We start from the raw sequence: 19,010 nt of genomic DNA, 5'->3' as shown, positions 1-19,010 counted from the left end.
ATTTTGTACGTCGTTTTACTCCAGTCCGGGGACCCGCTGCCGATTCGGAGCGCCATGAGCTCCCGCATCCGGCGATCCGCCCTGTTCGGCGCGGCCGTGCTGCTGGCCACCCCGGCCGCCGCGCACGCCGCTCCGGCCACCGCCACGACCACCGGCGTGCTCCAGCAGACCGTGGCCGACACGTTCGGCGCCGGCCCGGACCGCGTCCGGACCACGGTCCGCACCGACGGCGGCGCCACCGTCGACGTGCCGGGCGGTCTGGCCGAGGGGATCACCCCGGGCGTCGGGGTCACCCTGACCCGGCGGGCCGACGGCACCGTCAGCGGGCTGGCACGGCGTACCGGCATCGCCGCCGGCACCTCCCCGGTGTCCGGAACTCATCACCTGGTTTTCGTCCCGGTCCACGGGTCGGCCGGCACCGACCCGGCGACCCTGCCGACCGCCGCCGACTTCACCACGGTCACCGCGAGCGTCGACCGGTACTACGACACGGTGACCGGCGGCGCGGTCCGGTTCACCGTCGACCGGGTCCTCGCCCCGCAGAAGCTCACCGCCACCGGCTGTGACACCGCCGCCCTGGAGAACGCGGCCCGCGACGCGGCCGGCGCGGTCACCCAGGACCGGTTCCACCACCTGGTCGTCTACTACCCCTACGACGCGACCTGCGGCTTCGCCGGCCTCGCCTACGTGGGCGGGCAGTTCGTCTGGCTCAACGGGTACAAGACCACCCAGGTGCTCGGCCACGAACTCGGGCACAACCTGGGACTGTGGCACAGCGACGGCTACCACTGCTACGCCGAGCCGGCCCGGCAGACCCCGGTGCCGCTCTCCGCGAACTGCACGGTCGAGGGCTATGCCGACCCGTGGGACATCATGGGCAGTCGGGCCACCGGCGAACTGACCGCCGCCCACCTCGACCAGCTCGGCCTGCTCGGCGACGGCGGCACCCAGCCGGCCGCCGCCGGCCGACGGGTCGTGCTCGCGCCGCTCTCCGGCGGAACCGGGCTGCGGCAGCTCACCGTCACCGCCGGCACCCGCACCTACTACCTGGAGTACCGCGACGGCGGACGGCTCGACCAGCCGTACGCGCGGTCCGGCACCGGCCTCGCCGTCCGGTTCACCGACACCACGCTGGACAGCGGCTACGCCCACGACCACCAGCTGGTGAGCTACCACCCGGAGGACGGCACGATCACCCTCAAGCCGGGGGAGGGCTGGAACGACCCGGGCGGCGCGCTCAGCATCCGCACCGGGGTGGCTACCGCCGACGGCCTGCCGGTCACCGTCGGCGGGGTCGCCGACACCACCGCGCCGACCGCGTTCACCCTCACCGGCCCGGCCGCCGGGGCCTCGCTGACCAGCACCACCAGCACGGTCACCTGGACCCCGGTCACCGACGACAGCACGGTCGCGGCGATCACCGTCCTCGTCGACGGCCGGGTCGCGGCGACCGCGTCCGGCACCGCGACCGCGACCCCGGTCGCCGTCCCGGACGGGCGGCACACCCTGCAGGCGGTGGCAACCGACCCGTACGGCAACGCCAGCCGCACCCCGGCGATCACGGTGACCGTGGACGGCACCGCCCCGGCCGGCACCCCGGCACCGGCCGCGATCCCGCGGGTCGGCGCGGAGGTCACCACCGGCGGCATCCCGGTGCGGGTCGCCTGGGGGCTGACCGACGCCAACGGGGTGGCGCGGCAGCGGATCGCGCAGGACGGGGCGACGTACAGCACCCTGGGCACCTCGGTGCGGCAGATCGACGCGACGGCGAAGCCGGGCGTCAAGACCCGGTGGCAGCTGGCGGTCGCCGACCGGATCGGGCACACCGGGACGGTGTCCGGGGCGTGGACGACGGCCAGCCTGAACACCAGGGGCGGCACGTTCAGTGGTGCGTGGCGGACCGTCAGCGGCAGGTCGCTGCTCGGCGGCAGCGAGCAGACGAGCACGGCGAAGGGGGCGGCCGTGTCGTACACGTTCACCGGTCGGGCGGTCGGGCTGATCGGCACCCGGGACAGCGGGAGCGGGGCGGTGGACGTCTACGTGGACGGGGCGAAGTTCGGGTCGATCACGCTGTACAACGGGGTGGTCAGCAGCCGGCGGCTCGTTTACACGCTGGTGTGGTCGGGGGCGGGGAAGCACACCGTCACGTTCGTGAACCAGGCGACGGCGAAGCATCCGAAGATGAGCGTGGACGGGATCGTGAGTTTGTCCTGACGGGGGTGTCGGGTCCGGTGGTGGTCGCTGCGCGGCGGGGTCGCGGCTTGGCGGGGTCGCCGGCCGTCGGTGCGCGCGGCTGCGGTGCTCATGGCGTACAAAATAGTATTTGTTGGATTTGTCGGTTAGGTGTGGAGGCGGCCGAAGATGTGCGGGCGCTCGGCGCCTGCCGCGTGAATGCCGATCAGCGCGGTGTGCCGGTCGCCGTCGCGCCACAGCTGCCCGCGCAGCGTGAACCGGTCACCGGCCCGGAACGCCTCCCGGAAGACGACCGCGATCCGCCCGGCGTCACCCGCGGAGATCGGCAGCCCGGCATCGGCGGCCAGCCCGGACAGGTGATCCTCCAGCAGTGCCAGGTACTCACCGGTGAAGACGATCTGACCGGTGTCGGTGTGCTGGCGGCCGAACACCCCGCTCCGCTCGCCCTCGGCGATCATCTCACCGTCGACCGGCGCCAGGTCCGCCACCGACGGGTGCGGATCCGGCAGGACGTGCACGTCCATGTGCCGGGTCTGCGGCAGCGGCGCACCGACCACGCGGCTGCCCGGCGCACCGTCCCGGCGGATCGTCGTGAGCAGCAGCCGCACCTGCCCACATACCACCTCGGTGTCCGAAATTGACTCCCGATAGCGGGACGGGTCGCCGGTGCCCGGCCGGCAGCGGAACGTGTATTCGCACTCGAAGCCCAGCCGGCTGGACCGTTGCCCCAGCCCCCTGCCGGACAGCTCCACCTGCCGGGTCAGCACGTCCACGGACAGCGTGGCGCTGACCGGCAGCGGCACCGGGAATCGGCGGAACCCGGCATACGTGATCACCGAACCGAACCCGTCGGCCCGCATCGAGGCCACGTCGAGATGCGCGGTGAACTGCTCGTACATCATCGGGATCGCCACCGTGAGCATGGTGCGGGCCTTGAGCCGGAACCCGTCATCGAGATCCGGTATGTTCACCGCCGCCTGATGAATCACGGTCACCATGATGGCGCAAGTCGATGTCACCTGTGGTGTGCCGGGCAAATCTGCAGAATCTCGGACAGCCGATTCGTGACCGGCCGCGCCTCCAGGTGCAACCGGGCGATGTTCAGGCCGCCCTCGCCGATCACCACCAGCGGCGCCGGCTCCCCGATCCCGTACACCGTCAGGTGATCGTTCTGGTGGTGCATCGTCACATCGGTGAAGCCGCCCTGCCCGAGAACCGCCCCGGTGGTCCGGCTGATCCCATGCGCCCCGGCCGCCAGCGCCGCCACGTCGTGCGGCTCGATGCCGGTCGTCGTGTCGTGGAACATGAGCAGCCCGACACAGGACCAGCCGCGCACCGGTTGGTCGGCCAACGCCTCGGTGTCGTCGAGCACCCATTCGGCGAAGGCATCGGCTCGTCCGGACCGTGACTGAACAGCCGCAGCCGGTCGTTTCCTCCGCGCACCGGCTGTCGTTCACCGCGCCCGGCCGCTCCGAACGGGTGAGGGGCCGCCTTTCAGAGGCAGGCTCCGGTGAGTTCGGCGAGCAGGGCGACCAACTTTAGCCACAGTTTGAGGAACTGTGCTCGGTGAGTCGTCGCACCTGCTCACCGGCGGTTGATTGTCAGCGGCCGCCAGCGCCAGCGGGCCCGAACCGACGGCCGCTGACCTCTCAAATCCGGCTGAGGCCCAGATCAGCGAAGAGTTGTCGGGTGGCCGGGTCGACCGAATACAGCACGGTGCCGCGGATCGAACGAGTCATGAGGACGCCGTAGGCGTTGCAGATCGCCCGTAGCAGCTCCTCGTCGTCACCGATTCTGTTCGCCTTGCTGAGCACATGCTCGCGGTGGACCCGCCACCTGCGGCCGTCGGTGGTCAGGTCCGGTCCCATGATCACTCCGCCCCACTCGTACTCCAGACCTTGCGCGGTGTGTACACACCCGATCTGCCCGAAGCCCCCAGGCTCGGTCGCCCAGAATCGCCGTTTCGGCACGCCGGGTGTCTTGTGGTTGTCGCCTGCGTTCCAGGGGCGGGCCCAGCCGGCGTCAGGGGCGACATCCGGGAACGTTCCGGTGTCGTCGGTCCAGTTCCAACACATGCCGGCGCTGATCCTGGCACTGGCACCCGAGGCTTCCTTGCTATGCAGAAAGGACTCCATCCGCGCTGCGCTGGTGGCGTAATAAAGTTCGAAGGGCTCGGGGTCAGAGTCAGCGTCGGCGTTCCATGGGACGGGATCACCGGTCAAGAGCCGTTGGATCCACGTGTCGTACGTCGCGCTGCCCACCGCGCGCAACGGCCTGTCCAAGGCGATCGGTACGACTTCGGCACCCAAGCGCTGGATTTCTCGTTTGAGGGCTTCCGGGCTCCAGACTTCGTCAGCGAACAGGCGCTGGTCACCGTCGATGAAGAAGACGGGCACCTTGGCGCGTGTGACGACCACGGCGACAGACGTTTCGCCGGGGCGTACCGAGTAGGACCCTCTCATCGGTTGCCTGGTAAGCCGGTGCGCCTCATCGCAAAGGATCAGATCCTGCTCGTTCACGCCAATGTTGTCGGCGACATTGTTCAAGGTGGTGAAAGCCGGGCGGTGGCCGATTGAGGCGCGTTTGAAAGTCTCGCGTGACGCGATTCCTCCGGAGACGTAGCGAACCTTGTACTGGTTCTCGATCGCCTTTCCGAGCAGAGTGAGCGCGATCAGTGATTTCCCGGTCCCTGCGCGACCGCTTACGACAAACACCTTCTTTGCGCCGGACGATGTCGTCGCGCGCAGCGAGTCCATCACGCTCGTTACGGCGTGCAGTTGATTCTCGATCAGGCTGAACCGCGTGTGCCCGTCCACCACGGCGCCCAGCTCGCTGGTGATCGGAAGATTCGTGCGGCGGCGTTCAAGCAGTGATTGCGCGGCCCTGGTGCCGGCTCCGGATCCGAAGTTTCTGGTAAGGAACTCTCGGAGGGAGTCGGGTTGCCGGGCTGTGAAGGTCGGGATGTCGCCGCACGGGGCGACGTTACTTATCCATTGGTGTTGTTCGTCCTTGAGGTTGTGCAGGTAGGCCGCTCCGACAAGGTTGACGTAGCGATCGTCGAACATGCTGTGATACTTTTTCAGTGCGATCAGATTGTCGCGCACCTGAATCGCGGGATGCTTTTTGTGTTTACTGTAAAAAGGGGCGTAGACGCACTCGACGGCGCACCGCTCACAAAGCGCAGTATTTCCGGCCGCCTTGCAGGAGGCGCAGAGGCCGGCCGGATGTGACAGAGTGGGTCGTTCGACGGAACCCCATTGTTTCAATTCCAGGGCGGCATAGCTCAGGCCGTCCACCGGGTGACTTCCGGCAAGAACAACATCGATGGGATTCATGTCCGGGGCGACGCGGTACTCGATGAACATCCAGACCTGCCCCAGGCCCGAATCGACAAGGGTGGTGGCGACTTCGTAGAGGCTCTCGCGCCAGGACTGGACTTCGCTTCTCGAGGGGCCCGAGCCGTTCGGGTGGGCTCTCTTGTAGCAATCCTCGACTTCCTTGATCAGCTTATTGCGGCGTCGCACCAGATCGTCAGCGGTCCGATATACTTCCAGCGGTGCCCATGCGCCACCGGCAGTCATTGTTTGCCCGCCTTTTCTGTCGCCGCGTCGGCAACCGGGAAAGACGTCGCTGATCGACCGTTCTCTGAGCTGAATGAATGTTCCCGGTCGGGCTGCGACATGAACTGTTGCAGCCGGGGCCTGAAGCTTTCCCTCGGGGAGCCTGATGTCTTGTTGAATCCGGTGCTGTCGATCGTCCTGCCCCGTATCATGGTCGGACTTTATTGTTTTTACTAGTGGACTTACGCCAACTTGTCTTTCCGCAGGTGGTCTTGTGACTATGGTCAGGCGTTGTAGGGAAGCTGTTCGGCAAGCCTGATTGGCGTTGAGGTTCGTCGCGTTGGTTGAGCAATCGTGTTGCATCGGCCGCTAGTTCGGTTCCTTGAAGATCAGCAATGATCAGCACTGTTCCGGATGGCGATGTCGGGCAGCCCGTCAGTGCGTCGCTCTGGGGTGTAGAGCACCACTGTCACCACCGCAACGAGGCGTTATCGGAGCTGGCCGCGCGGCGGGATACGGATGGTTCCACCTGCCAGGCGCGCCCACCTGGGCGCACCCATCGGAATCGGCCGGTCGGGGCTGCCCTGCTACGTGGTGGAATGCCAATCCGGACTTCTGTTCTGATCAAGGTGAATGGCAAAGCTGATGGGTAACTCGGCGGGTTGGTCACGCCGTACTTGCAAGAGGCCTCGGCGGCGGAGCGGAGAAGGCAGCCCTGGTGGTGCCAACTCGGCTCGTTCCGGGTGGATGACCTGGGAAGATTCGCCGCGGCGGAGGGCCATGTGGTCCTTCAACAGAGGCTGGAGCCCGGTGACTACCGGCGTCGTTGCGTTGTCACGGGTCGAACCGAGTCCCGTGTCGGGCGTGCTGGCTGATCCGGCGCTGTTGACGGGAGGCGGAGATGCGTGACGCGACGGCGTTTCACCAGTGGTGTACATGCCCTGCGCGCCGGCCCCGGCCGAAGGGAGTTGACCGCTGATCTACGGCGGACCGGGGACAGGCGGGTGGTGTTGCTGGTCTATTCGGCGATGGCTCGCCTTGTCGGCCGCTGCGGTGCGGAGCAGCTGTGGACCGTGGTGATGAGCAGAGACTTGGAGCGGATCCGGGCCACCGTTCCTGATCGTTTGGCTCAACGGTGGGTGATATCGCCGGGCCGTGCTGCGATCTCGCGACTGACCTGCGGCTCCCGGAGAGCGAAGCTCATCCGCTACTCCCTGGCGCCATCACCTCTTTGCACCCTTGTCGCGCGACACCTGTTGGGGCGCTATCGAGCGACAAGGGTGGAAGAGGAAGGTCGCCGGGTAGGTAGGTCAGCGGTGGGGGCGGTCTCGGCGGACGGTCGGGCGGCGGCCTCGGATGGTGCTGTGGGAGAGGGCTCGGATGACGCGGTCGGCGTCGGTTTCGGGGACCTCGACCAGGGCGAAACGGTCGGTGATCTGGATGGAGCCGACGTCGCGGGCCGGGAGGCCGGCCTCGCCGGCGATGGCGCCGACCAGGTCCTGGGGGCGTAGGCCGGCCCGGCGGCCGAGGCCGACGAAGATCTGGGTGAAGGAGCCGCGGTTGCGGGCGGAACGGCGGTCGGTGTAGCGGTCGTCGCGGGGGTGGCGGTCGGAGTCGCGGGAGCGGTCCGTGTCGCGGGGGCGGCGGTCCGGATCGCGGCCCGGGGACAGCGACGGGATCTCCGGCTCGTCGACGTCGCCGCCGTTGGCCTCGTGGAGCAGTCTGAGGCCGGCCAGGGCGACCGTCTCCAGGTCGGCGTCCGCGGTGAGCGAGGCCAGAACCGAGCGGAAACGGTCCAGGTCGTCGGCGTCCATGGCCTCCTGGACGGTGGAGCGGACCAGTTCCAGGCGGCGGGCCCGCAGGTCCGTCACCGAGGGGAGCTTCTCGACGACGATGCGCTGGCCCGTCAGACGCTCGATGGCTTTCAGGAGGCGCTGCTCGCGCGGCTCGGCCAGGGTGATGGCGGCGCCGGTGCGGCCGGCCCGGCCGACGCGGCCGATGCGGTGGACGTACGCCTCGGGGGCCGACGGCACCGTGAAGTTGATGACGTGGGTGAGCAGGTCGACGTCCAAGCCCCGGGCGGCGACGTCGGTGGCGACCAGCAGCTCGGTGGTGCCGGCCCGCAGGCGGCTCATCACCCGGTCACGCTGATCCTGGCTGAGGCCGCCGTGCAGGGCTTCCGCGCGGTAGCCCCGGCCGTTCAGCGACTCGGTGACCTCCTCCACCTCCTCGCGGGTGCGGCAGAAGACGATGGCGGCGCCCGGCATCTCGACGTCCAGAATGCGGCCCAGGGCGGCGGCCTTGTGCGGGCGGGCGACCATGTACGTGCTCTGGCGGACCGAGGGCAGCGCGTCGGCGGCCGCGGTGTCGCGGCCCATCCGGATGCGCAGCGGGTCACGCAGGTGCCGGCGGGCGATGGCGTCGATGCGCGGCGGCATCGTGGCGGAGAACAGGACGGTCTGCCGCTCCGCCGGGGTCTCGGCCAGAATGGCCTCGATGTCCTCGGCGAAACCCATGTCGAGCATCTCGTCGGCCTCGTCCAGGACGACGGTGCGGATCGCGTCGAGCCGCAGCGTCTCCCGCTCGATGTGGTCGAGGACGCGGCCCGGGGTGCCGACGACCACGTCGACGCCGCGGCGCAACACCTGCAGCTGGCGGCTGATCGGCTGGCCGCCGTAGACCGGCAGCACCCGCACGTTCAGATCACGGCCGTACCGGTGCACCGCCTGGGAGACCTGCTCGGCCAGCTCCCGGGTGGGGACCAGGACCAGCGCGGTGGGAGTGTCGGCCGAACCGGGGGTGAGGCTCTGCAGCAGCGGCAGAGCGAAAGCGGCGGTCTTGCCGGTACCGGTCGCGGCCTGGCCGACCAGGTCGTGGCCGGCGACCAGCGGGGTGATCGCCTCCCGCTGAATCGGGGTGGGCTCCTCATAGCCGAGGTCGGTGAGCGCACGCAGCAGCTCGGGGCGCAGTCCCAGGCCGGCGAAGCCTCCGTCGGTGCTGTTCGCGAGGTCTTCGTCCATGAGGAACAAGGATACGGACCGGCCCGCAGGACAGCATCTCCGGCAGTACCCCCGGCCCGGCCGGGAGCGCGAGCTGCGGTAGAGGTCACAGCAGGGGCTGCCCCAGGTGGCGGACCGGGCGGTCACCGATCACCGCGACGACCGCATCGATCTCGAAGAACTCCGTCCAGTCCCGGTTGACGACGATCTCCCGCGGCGTCCATTGGACGGTCAGCACGTCGTCGTTGTAGAACAGCGCGCCGCTTCCCCCGAAACGGTCGTAGAACGCCAGGACAGCGCCGACCATGACGGCGACATTGTGATCACGGGTCTGCGGATCGGCCAGATTGTGGAACCGGAACGTGGCGGTCACCCGGTGATCGAAACCCAGGCGGCGCGTTGTCTCGTCGCGCTCGTCCTCCGGCGGCCGGTCCGGCGTCACGAACAGGCCGGGAAGGACGATCGTCCGGTCCGTGGCGAGCTCGCCGAGTGTCGACTCGAAGAACCCGGTCAGTTCGTCGGAACGGACGTCGGCGTCGCTCTGCACGATGTATTCGGTAGCCATCGCCGGTCACTCACCAAAGGGGTAGAAGGGCATGATCTTGTCGTCCCTCACCACGATTATCTCCTCCAGGCCGCGGATCGGCTTCCGGCGCAACACCGCGGCTATCTCCTCCAGCGAGCACGACGTGTCCTCCATCTTGAGGACGAAGCGCTTGGCCTGTCCGTCACGCAATTTCTTGCTGAGGCTGTTGCGGACCTTTTCGGGATTGTCGCTCTTCGGGGCGTAACAATCGACGTATTCACCCTCGACGCGGTAGTCGGGATTCCTTCCGTTCGCTCTGGTAGGCGGGTTCTGTTCGACCTGGTAACCGTTCCGCGCCAGGGTGGCGGCGGCCTCGTCCTCGCGGCGCCGCCCCAGATCCTCCGGGCGGAACGGATGCGCGCCGGTGCGGTTGCCGGTGGGGCGCAGACCAGGGTCGGGCGTCCGTGAAGGGCGGGTCAGCGGCGGCCCGGCGGTGAAGGGCGGGACCGGCCCGTGCGTGCGCCCCAGACCGGCGATCCGGGTGGCGTCCGCGTGGCCGCCGCCGATGCTGCGGGCGGACCCGGTCCCCTGGTGGTGCGGGCGGTGGCCGGGCCCCGGGCCGTCGTGGTCCTTCGGGTGAGGCATCCCGCTCAGCCGTCGATCAGATGCGACAGGTTGGTCAGGCTGGTCGTCAACGCCGTCGTGTACCCCACGATCCGCGCCGCCCATGTCGCCACCGCGGCCACGATCTGCGTCGCCACCACCGGAATGGTCACCACCGCGAGGGCTTCGGCCGCCCACACCGCCAACCGTGACACCAGGTCGGCGATCAGCCCGCGCACCAGGTCCCGGGTGAAGGCCACCAGGTTTCCGGCGGCCTCGGTCGCGGCGGACATCGCGGCCGCCGTCCCGCTCAGCGTGGAGAGTGCGGCGACATTGTGGGACATCATCGCGGCGTACGCCCCGGCCGCGGCGCCCTGCCAGTCGGGCAGGTCGCCGTGCAGGGACCGCTTCAGGTCGGCCGCGGTGCCGTCCAGGTCGGCGGCGATGTGCTGCCAGGTGGCGGCGTGGGCGGCGACCCGGCCGGGCGCGCCGGTGAGCATGTCCAGCATGTGGCGCAGGGGCTGGAAGTATTCCATCGCCCAGCCGAGGCCGTTGGCGAGCAGGGCGCCGCACGGGTCGATCGCGGTGGACGCCACGTCGACTCCGGTGGTGGCGCCGGCCAGGAGCGTGTCGATCCAGTCGCCACCGCGGATGGTGGCGATGAGTCCGTCGAGGTCGCCGACCATGGTGGCGTCGAGGGCGGCATCGCCGCCGGAGTCCGCCACGGCGACGAGGGAGGGGCTGGTCACGGTAGATCACCCGGCATCCGAGAAGAAAGGAGCGTGACAAGAATCGGGCGCGACAGAGGGTGGGGACTGGCGGAGAGGGTCAGATCAAGCGGCCGGCGGTACGGATCGTCGCGGCCGACCGGTCGTCGCTGGCCTCGTAGTCGGTGGCTGCCGCGTGCAGGTGCCCGGCGAGGATGTCGAGGTTCTCCGCGACGTACGCCACCAGCTCGTCCTGGCGCCGGTGGCGGGCCGCGAGCAGCGCCGGCAGCCAGCTGCACAGCAGCCCGTACGCGTGCGGATCGTGGGTGATGAACCCACTCGCGGCGCGCACGGCGGCGAACCGGTCGTGCAGCGCCCGCAGATTCGCGGCGTGCCGGCGCAGCTGGCCGGCGTCGACGAGCAGGCCGTCCGGCCCGGCGGTCATGCCGGCTCGCCCAGGCTCTCCGCCGTGCTGATGATCATCTCGCGGGCGGCGGTCGAGTCGGGTCCGACGGTCTCGTCGATGATTTCCCGGGTGAGCCGGAGCGCCTGCCGCCGCGCGGTCTGCACGGTCGCCATCACGATGCGCGCCACGTGGACGGGGTCGTACTGCGGCAGGCGCGGGCCGAAGCGGATGTCGAGCAGCGCACCGGACGAGTTGATGGTGACCTCGACCAGGTGGCGGGGGTCGCTCGCGGTGACCCGCAGCTCGCGCATCCGGAGGCTCATCGTCCTGGTGCGGGCGAGCATCCGGTCGATCTCGCCCTGCCAGGCGCGCACCTGATCGAGCGCCGCGTCGGGGTCCAGCAGGGGTTCCGTGTTCGAAGCCATGCGAGTTCCTTCGTCGTCGTGAAACAGCGGAGAGGATCTGGCTGGCCGGCCGGAACTCAAGGTAGGCGATCGGTGACCGCGCCGCGACAGGCAATGCGCGGCCTGTGGATAACTATCGGGTGCAGCCGGGAAAGCGCTGGTCACCACCCTGGTTGACGATTTCGATCCGGTCGAGCCCGGCGGCGCACGTGTCGGCGTTCACCGCGGTGAACTCCCGTTCGAAGCGGTCGCGGCCGGCGGCGTGGGCGTAGCCGGCCGGGGCCTCCACATAGAGCAGCGCGACCTTCGACGCGCCGGCCGGCGCGTGGGCGCGCAGGTCCTCGGCGGCGCGGCGCAGGTTCTCCGCGATCGACTCGCTGCTCACCGACTTCGCCTGGATGGCGTACGTCGGGGACCCCGCCGTCCGGACGACGATGTCGATGCCGCCCCCGTCCAGGGTCACCGTCGCGTCCCGGTCCTGGCGCAGGATCCCCGCCGCGATCTGCAGTTCGCGACGATATCCGGTCTTCTCTCTGACCGGCGTGCCGGGCGCCGCCGTGTCGTATTCGAAGATGAGGTTCGCCAGTTTGCCGTAGAGAACCTCCGGGTTCGCCAGTCGCCGCGACTGCACCAGTTCCCCGATCTCCGGCAGCGCGCCCGCGGTGATCGCCTTCTCCATCTCCTCGGTGGCCCGGTCGGCGTCGAATCTCCCGGCGCCGGCCATCGCGTCGAGGGTGAACAGCATGGCCGGCATCTGGCTGGGGTCGAGCCGGCTCAGCGTCGGTGACCGCCCGGGCACCAGCCCCCTCTCCTGCAGCCGGCGCATCAGTTTCAGGTTCGGCCCGTAGATCTCCGGGCAGTACGCCTGTGCCCGGTAGTCGGCGGACACGTTCCGGTTGGTCGGCGCCGGGTTCGGGAACGTCATCCGGGCGGTCGTCCGGCTCGCGCCGGGCGGCACCGTGCCGAGTGCCGCCACCCGGGTCTCCGGCATGCCCGGGGTGACCGAGGCGATCACCGAGGCGTCGCAGGCGACCTTTCCGACATTGGTGGCGGTCACCGTCCACGAGCAGGTGACCGTGCGGCAGGTCGCCGCGTTCACCGTCACGTCGAAGGCGGGCAGCCGGGCCGGCGTCTTCTGCTCCTCCCGGGCGTCCGGGACGGTGACCTGCGGAACGGCCGGGGCTTTCGGGTCGACCAGCACGCTCACGTAGGGCGGGGTGGGCGCGCTCGGCGATCCGTTGATGGTCGGGGCGAGCGGCGTGCCGTTCTGCAGCGGTCCGCCGAACCACAGCAGGCGGTACGGCCTGGACCGGCTGAACAGCACGGTCCAGCCGTCGCGGCGCAGTCCGACGGCCGGTTTGCCGGCCACCGAGTCGGCGTCCGGGGCTGACGCGCCGGCGGCGCGCACCCAGTCGACCAGCCCGGCCAGCGCTCCCGGGTCCAGCCCGGCCCCGTCGAGAGGAAACGCGTAGTGCTCAGGGCGTACCCAAGCGTCTTTCAGAACGCCGATCCGGGCCGGATCGCGACGTGCCCACCAATCCTGGTCGCCGCGGACCGCGGCCTCCGAGCCGGAGGCGAGATAGTCGGCCCTGCCGCCGCCGGAATCGGTCAGCGTGCCGGCGGTGGCACCGCCTCTGGCGATCGTCAGATCGCCGGTGACATCGAGCCCGGACTGGTCGAAGAAGCTCACTTTCAGGGCGGCGGCGTCCTGCTCGCGCAGCGCGGTGGCGGCCTGCGTGGCGGCCAGTTTCGGGTCGGGGGCGCGGTCCGGTTCCTTGCGCAGGAAAAGGAGTCCGCCGGCGGCGGTCGCGGCGATCAGCAGGGCCAGGAAGATCAGCAGGGAGTGCAAGCGGGACGGGGGCCGGGAGGGCGCCGCAACGGCGGGTGCGACCGGCGGGGGAGGGGCCGGCAGGTGCGCCGGCGCAGCGGTGCGCTGGTGCGGCACGAAGGGCGCGGGAGCGACCGGTTCGGGAGCGCGGGGTGGCGCCTGCAGAGGGGTCGGATGGCGCGGCTCCGGCCCGATGCGCGGCGGCTCGACACGGGCCGGTGGAATGAAGGTCGGCGGGGCGAAAGCGGGCGGCGGGGCGGCCGGAACGGACCGGGTGGGAACCGGAGTGGTGGCCGGCGGCGGCACGAAGATCTGCGGGTCGGGCGGCGGGGGCGTGACGGTGGGCGGTTTCCGCGGGGGCGCGGGCGAGGCCCAGGGACTGGATCGCCGCGGAGGATCGGGCACGGGCGGCGGATCCGGCTCAGGCGAAGGCGAACGCGAAGGCGAAGTCGACGGCGGCGGAGCTCCCGCATTTCTGCGCGGCGGCGTGTCCCACGGCCCCGGGTACTGCCCCCGCTCGTCCTCGTCGTGCGCCGAACCCATGCATACCTCCCGTCCGCACCCGGACGGGACGATCCTAGTGAGGCGAATCGACAGCGGACGCCGCTGTCACATATCTGGCACCATCCGCAAGCCGTGCGGTTGACCGTGAACCGGGCTAGGGTCTTGCTCATGGGCGTTCGCACCTGGATCGAGGGCTGGCCGGTCTACCGGCAGCTCACCGGCACCGACCCGCTGGGTCGCGGCGCCGCCGTCCAGAGCCCGCGCTCGAAGAGTCTCACCGCGCGCACCGAGACCGCCGACTCGATGGCCCGCTCCGTCTGTCCGTATTGCGCGGTCGGCTGCGGTCAGCGGATCTACGTCAAGGACGGCGCGGTCACCCAGATCGAGGGCGACCCGGACAGCCCGATCTCCCAGGGCCGCCTCTGTCCGAAGGGCTCGGCCAGCAAGAGCCTGGTCACCAGCGACCGCCGCCAGCAGAAGGTGCTCTACCGCCGGCCGTTCGGCACGGACTGGGAGGAGCTCGACCTCGACACCGCGATGGACATGATCGCGGACCGGCTGCTCAAGGCGCGCGAGGACACCTGGGAGGACACCGACGACGAGGGCCGCCCGCTGCACCGGACGCTGGGCTTTTCCAGCCTCGGCGGCGCGACCCTCGACAACGAAGAGAACTACCTGATCAAGAAACTGTTCACCGCGATGGGCGCATTGCAGATCGAGAATCAGGCGCGTATTTGACACTCCGCCACCGTTCCCGGTCTGGGAACCAGCTTCGGCCGTGGCGGGGCCACCGGATTCCTTCAGGATCTGGCCAACGCCGACTGCATCGTCATCCAGGGTTCCAACATGGCGGAGGCCCACCCGGTGGGATTCCAGTACGTGGTGGAGGCGAAGAACCGCGGCGCCAAGGTCATTCACATCGACCCGCGCTTCACCCGGACCAGCGCGCTGGCGCACACCTATGTGCCGGTGCGGGCCGGGGCGGACATCGCCTTCCTGGGCGGCGTCATCAACTACATCCTGAGCAACGAGAAGGACTTCCGGGAGTACGTCGTCGCGTACACCAACGCGTCCATGATCGTGAGCGAGGATTTCCGCGACACCGAGGATCTGGATGGTCTGTTCTCCGGTTTCGACCCGGAGACCAAGGCCTATCACCAGGGCAGCTGGGCCTATGAGGGCCAGCAGGACGACGACTCGGTGCAGGACCACGGCGAGTCGCACACCGATCGGGAGACGGCGTCCGGTCTGGAGCAGGAATCGCACGGCCCGCCGATCCCGGCCGACGTGCCCCGCGATCCGACGCTGCAGCATCCGCGGTGCGTCTATCAGATTCTGAAGCGTCATTACGCCCGCTACACCCCTGAGGTGGTCGAGCGGGTCTGCGGCGTGTCGCCGGAGCAGTTCCGCGAGGTCTGCGAGGCGTGGACGGCGAATTCCGGCCGGGAACGCACCACCGCGCTGGTCTATTCGGTCGGCTGGACCCAGCACAGCGTCGGCGTGCAGTACATCCGCACCGGCGCGATCATCCAGTTGCTGCTGGGCAACATGGGCCGGCCCGGCGGCGGGGTGATGGCGCTGCGCGGGCACGCCAGCATTCAGGGATCGACCGACATCCCGACGCTGTTCAACCTGCTGCCCGGTTATCTGCCGATGCCGCACCACCAGCAGCACGAGACGTTCCGGCAATGGGTGGACGCCATCCGTCACCCGGAGCAGAAGGGTTTCTGGGCGGACGCGGAGGCCTATGCGGTCAGTCTGCTCAAGGCCTATTGGGGCGACGCCGCCACGGCCGAGAACGATTGGGGGTACGACTGGCTGCCCCGTCTCACCGGCGACCACGGCACCTACCAGCAGGTCCTCGACATGATCGACGGCAAGATCAAGGGATATTTCCTGCTCGGGCAGAACCCCGCGGTCGGCTCCGCGCACGGCAGGGCGCAGCGCCTCGGCATGGCCAATCTCGACTGGCTGGTGGTCCGCGACCTGTTCATGATCGAGTCGGCCACCTTCTGGAAGGACGGGCCCGAGGTGGCCACCGGCGAGATCGTCCCCGGTGAATGCAAAACCGAGGTCTTCTTCCTGCCGGCCGCCTCGCACGCCGAGAAGGAGGGCACCTTCACCCAGACCCAGCGCCTCCTGCAGTGGCGGGAGAAGGCCCTCGACCCGCCGGGCGACTGCCGCTCCGAGCTGTGGTTCTTCTACCACCTCGGCCGGCTCGTCCGGGAGCGACTGGCCGGCTCGACACTGCCCCGCGACCAGGGCATCCTCAATCTCGCCTGGGATTACGACCCGGACGACGGCGAGGGCGTGCTCAAGGAGATCAACGGTTTCGACGTCGCGACCGGCGAGCCGCTGCCCGGTTTCTCGGCGCTCAAGGCCGACGGTTCCACCGCCTGTGGCTGCTGGATCTATTCCGGCGTGTTCAAGGACGGGGTGAACCAGGCCGCCCGCCGCAAATCCCGGAAAGAGCAGGACTGGGTGGCCGCCGAGTGGGGCTGGGCGTGGCCGATGGACCGGCGCACGCTCTACAACCGGGCCTCCGCCGACCCGGACGGCAAACCGTGGTCGGAACGCAAGAAATACGTCTGGTGGGATGCCGAGGCCGGCGAGTGGACCGGTTACGACGTGCCCGACTTCGAGAAGACGAAGGCGCCCGACTACCGCCCGCCGGAGGGTGCCACCGGCGTCGCGGCGATCGCCGGCGACGACGCCTTCATCATGCAGGGCGACGGCAAAGGCTGGCTGTATGCGCCGAGCGGCCTGATCGACGGCCCGATGCCCACGCATTACGAGCCGGCCGAGTCGACGGTCCACAATCCGCTCTACGCCCAGCAGGCCAACCCGACCCGGAAAACGTACGATCGGCCGGACAATCAGCTCAATCCCGTTTCCGAGACCTTCCCGTACGTTTTCAGCACCAGCCGCCTGACCGAGCACCACACCGCCGGTGGGATGAGCCGCCAGCTGGCCTACCTGTCCGAGCTGCAACCGGAGATGTTCGTCGAGGTCTCCCCGCAGCTCGCCGCCGAGCGTGGGCTGGACCACCTGGGCTGGGCGCACATCGTCACGGCACGCGCCGCGATCGAGGCCCGGGTGCTGGTCACCGACCGGATCCGGCCGCTGCGGGTGGACGGCCGGGTGCTGCACCAGATCTGGATGCCGTACCACTGGGGCGGCTCCGGCCTGGTCACCGGCGACTCGGCGAACGACCTGATCGGCATCGTGCTGGACCCGAACGTGCTGATCCAGGAGAGCAAGGTCGGCACCTGTGACATCCAGCCCGGCCGCCGGCCCGTCGGGCGGGAACTGCTGGACTACGTCGCCGACTACCGCAAGCGGGCCGGGCTGCGAACGGAGGGTCACTGAGGTGGCGGGCAACAGCCTCTACGGGCCGCTCGACCCGGCGCCGGACGCCGGCTATCCGGACGCGCCGCCGCGGATGGGGTTCTTCACCGACACCAGCGTGTGCATCGGCTGCAAGGCGTGCGAGGTGGCCTGCAAGGAGTGGAACGGGGTTCCGGACGACGGGTTCAACCTGCTCGGGCACTCCTACGACAACACCGGCGGGCTGAGCGCGAACTCGTGGCGGCACGTGGCCTTCGTCGAGCAGCCGGTCGACCACCGGAATGTCGACGTCTTCGCCGAGGCGGCCGGCCCGCAATTCCTGGGCATGCCGAGCCGGGATCTGCCGGGCCGGACCATGGATGCGCCGCGCACCGATTTCCGCTGGCTGATGATGTCCAACGTGTGCAAGCACTGCACCCACGCCGGCTGTCTGGACGTGTGCCCGACCGGCTCGCTGTTCCGCACCGAATTCGGCACCGTGGTGGTCCAGGAGGACATCTGCAACGGGTGCGGCTACTGCGTTCCGGCCTGCCCGTACGGGGTGATCGACCAGCGCCACGACGACGGCCGCGCGTGGAAGTGCACGATGTGTTACGACCGGATCGGTGACGGGCTGACCCCGGCCTGTGCCAAGGCGTGCCCGACCGAGTCCATTCAGTACGGTGAGCTGGAGGAACTGCGCGGCCGGGCCCGCCAGCGGGTGGCGACACTGCACGAGCAGGGAGTCGCCGAGGCCCGGCTCTACGGGCACGATCCGGACGACGGGGTCGGCGGGGACGGGGCCTTCTTCCTGCTTCTCGACGAGCCCGAGGTGTACGGTCTGCCACCGGACCCGATCGTGCCCACCCGCGACCTGCCGAAAATGTGGAAACGCGCGGGACTCGCCGGTCTCGCGATGGCCGCCGCCGTCGTCGTGTCATTCCTGGGGGGACGCCCGTGAGCCGTGGAGGCGACCGGCCGATGGTGCCGAAGGCCGAGTTCCGGTCCTACTACGGCCGACCGATCGTGCGGCCGGCGGTGTGGCGGCACGACATCGCGGCCTACCTGTTCACCGGCGGGCTCGCCGCCGGATCGGCGATGCTGGCCGCCGGCGGCGACGCCACCGGCCGCCCCGCCCTGCGCCGCGCCGGCCGGGCGACCGCGCTCGGCGCCCTGGTCGCCAGCACGTATTTTCTGGTCAACGATCTGGGCCGGCCGGAACGCTTCCACCACATGCTGCGCGTCGCCAAACCCACCTCACCGATGTCGATGGGCACCTGGATCCTGAGCGCGTTCGGCGCGGCGGCCGGGGTCGCCGCGGCCGCCGAGGTCGCGCCCCGCGTGCCCGGGCTGCGGCAGCTGGGCACCGCAGGACAATACGGTGCGGCGGCCGTGGCGCCGGCGCTCGCGACGTACACCGCCGTGCTGCTCGCCGACACCGCGACGCCGAGCTGGCATGCCGCGTACCCGGAACTCCCGGTGATCTTCGCGGGCAGCGCGCTGGCCAGCGGCGCCGGTGTCGGCCTGATCGCCGCGCCCACCGAGCAGGCCGGGCCGGCCCGCCGGATGGCGGCACTCGGCGCGGCGCTCGAACTGTACGGCGCGCACCGGATCGGGACCGCCAAAGGCATTCTGAGCGAGCCGTACGCCGTGGGACGACCCGGTCGCCTGCTGCGGGCCGGCCGGGTGCTGACCGCGGCCGGCGCGGTGGGTGCGGTGCTCGGCCGTCGCAGCCGGGTGGTTTCCGCGCTGTCCGGGTTGTCGCTGCTGGCCGCCTCGGTTGCCACCCGGTTCGGGATTTTCGAGGGCGGCGTCGCGTCGGCGAAGGATCCGAAGTACACCGTTGTGCCGCAACGTGAGCGCCTTGTCCGCCGTTCCGGAGAAGCCGCGTAGGCGGCATTCATCCCTTCCCAAGACCGGCGGAAACCTGCTGGTAGGGGTCGGGTACGCTGC

General features: G+C 69.8%; 14 protein-coding genes. 4 read left to right on the top strand and 10 right to left on the bottom strand.

Annotated elements, in window-relative coordinates:
- Window positions 1-54: 54 nt before the first annotated feature.
- A complete protein-coding gene (locus ACSP50_RS28265; protein ID WP_014692724.1) occupies window positions 55-2,214 on the top strand; it encodes a hypothetical protein in 2,160 nt (719 codons plus the stop codon).
- Window positions 2,215-2,339: 125 nt separating this feature from the next.
- On the opposite strand, the gene ACSP50_RS28260 is transcribed toward ACSP50_RS28265, so the two are convergent.
- The 10 genes from ACSP50_RS28260 to ACSP50_RS28215 form a co-directional block, all read right to left on the bottom strand.
- A complete protein-coding gene (locus ACSP50_RS28260; RefSeq protein WP_155123646.1) occupies window positions 2,340-3,182 on the bottom strand; it encodes a hypothetical protein in 843 nt (280 codons plus the stop codon).
- Between the two features lie 26 nt (window positions 3,183-3,208).
- Window positions 3,209-3,565 carry a hypothetical protein gene (locus ACSP50_RS28255; RefSeq protein ID WP_014692722.1) on the bottom strand — a complete coding sequence of 119 codons (357 nt, stop codon included), beginning with the start codon at window positions 3,563-3,565 and terminating at the stop codon, window positions 3,209-3,211.
- A 277-nt stretch (window positions 3,566-3,842) separates the two neighbouring features.
- A complete protein-coding gene (locus ACSP50_RS28250; protein WP_014692721.1) occupies window positions 3,843-5,774 on the bottom strand; it encodes a DNA/RNA helicase domain-containing protein in 1,932 nt (643 codons plus the stop codon).
- Between the two features lie 1,289 nt (window positions 5,775-7,063).
- Window positions 7,064-8,773: a DEAD/DEAH box helicase gene (locus ACSP50_RS28245; protein ID WP_014692720.1), complete on the bottom strand. Its 1,710-nt coding sequence runs from the start codon at window positions 8,771-8,773 to the stop codon at window positions 7,064-7,066.
- 85 nt (window positions 8,774-8,858) lie between these two features.
- The gene (locus ACSP50_RS28240) at window positions 8,859-9,317 is read right to left on the bottom strand and encodes a SitI3 family protein (protein ID WP_014692719.1); all 459 of its coding nucleotides are present in this window, start codon (window positions 9,315-9,317) and stop codon (window positions 8,859-8,861) included.
- Window positions 9,318-9,323: 6 nt separating this feature from the next.
- Complete coding sequence (locus ACSP50_RS28235; protein ID WP_014692718.1) at window positions 9,324-9,923, bottom strand: hypothetical protein; 600 nt, start codon at window positions 9,921-9,923, stop codon at window positions 9,324-9,326.
- A 5-nt stretch (window positions 9,924-9,928) separates the two neighbouring features.
- Entirely contained in the window at window positions 9,929-10,630 is a 702-nt protein-coding gene (locus ACSP50_RS28230) for a hypothetical protein (RefSeq protein ID WP_014692717.1), read from the bottom strand.
- 79 nt (window positions 10,631-10,709) lie between these two features.
- Window positions 10,710-11,033 carry a type VII secretion target gene (locus ACSP50_RS28225; protein ID WP_014692716.1) on the bottom strand — a complete coding sequence of 108 codons (324 nt, stop codon included), beginning with the start codon at window positions 11,031-11,033 and terminating at the stop codon, window positions 10,710-10,712.
- Window positions 11,030-11,419 carry a YbaB/EbfC family nucleoid-associated protein gene (locus ACSP50_RS28220; RefSeq protein WP_014692715.1) on the bottom strand — a complete coding sequence of 130 codons (390 nt, stop codon included), beginning with the start codon at window positions 11,417-11,419 and terminating at the stop codon, window positions 11,030-11,032. The genes ACSP50_RS28225 and ACSP50_RS28220 overlap by 4 nt, the downstream gene beginning before the upstream one ends.
- Before the next feature lie 112 nt (window positions 11,420-11,531).
- Window positions 11,532-13,247 carry a hypothetical protein gene (locus ACSP50_RS28215; protein ID WP_043512346.1) on the bottom strand — a complete coding sequence of 572 codons (1,716 nt, stop codon included), beginning with the start codon at window positions 13,245-13,247 and terminating at the stop codon, window positions 11,532-11,534.
- A 651-nt stretch (window positions 13,248-13,898) separates the two neighbouring features.
- Between ACSP50_RS28215 and fdh the strand changes: the two genes are divergently transcribed.
- From fdh to nrfD, 3 genes are read left to right on the top strand one after another with little or no spacing between them, the layout of a single operon-like run.
- Window positions 13,899-17,099 (top strand): formate dehydrogenase, encoded by a 3,201-nt coding sequence (gene fdh, locus ACSP50_RS28205; RefSeq protein WP_155123645.1) that lies wholly within the window; start codon window positions 13,899-13,901, stop codon window positions 17,097-17,099.
- Between the two features lies 1 nt (window position 17,100).
- Entirely contained in the window at window positions 17,101-18,018 is a 918-nt protein-coding gene (locus ACSP50_RS28200; protein WP_014692711.1) for a 4Fe-4S dicluster domain-containing protein, read from the top strand.
- Complete coding sequence (nrfD, locus tag ACSP50_RS28195) at window positions 18,015-18,950, top strand: NrfD/PsrC family molybdoenzyme membrane anchor subunit (RefSeq protein ID WP_369793878.1); 936 nt, start codon at window positions 18,015-18,017, stop codon at window positions 18,948-18,950. The genes ACSP50_RS28200 and nrfD overlap by 4 nt, the downstream gene beginning before the upstream one ends.
- Window positions 18,951-19,010: the final 60 nt, after the last annotated feature.

Source organism: Actinoplanes sp. SE50/110 (genome assembly GCF_900119315.1).
Lineage (GTDB): Bacteria > Actinomycetota > Actinomycetes > Mycobacteriales > Micromonosporaceae > Actinoplanes.
Note: the sequence above shows the minus strand (reverse complement) of the source record. Positions and strands in the feature narration are given on the sequence as shown.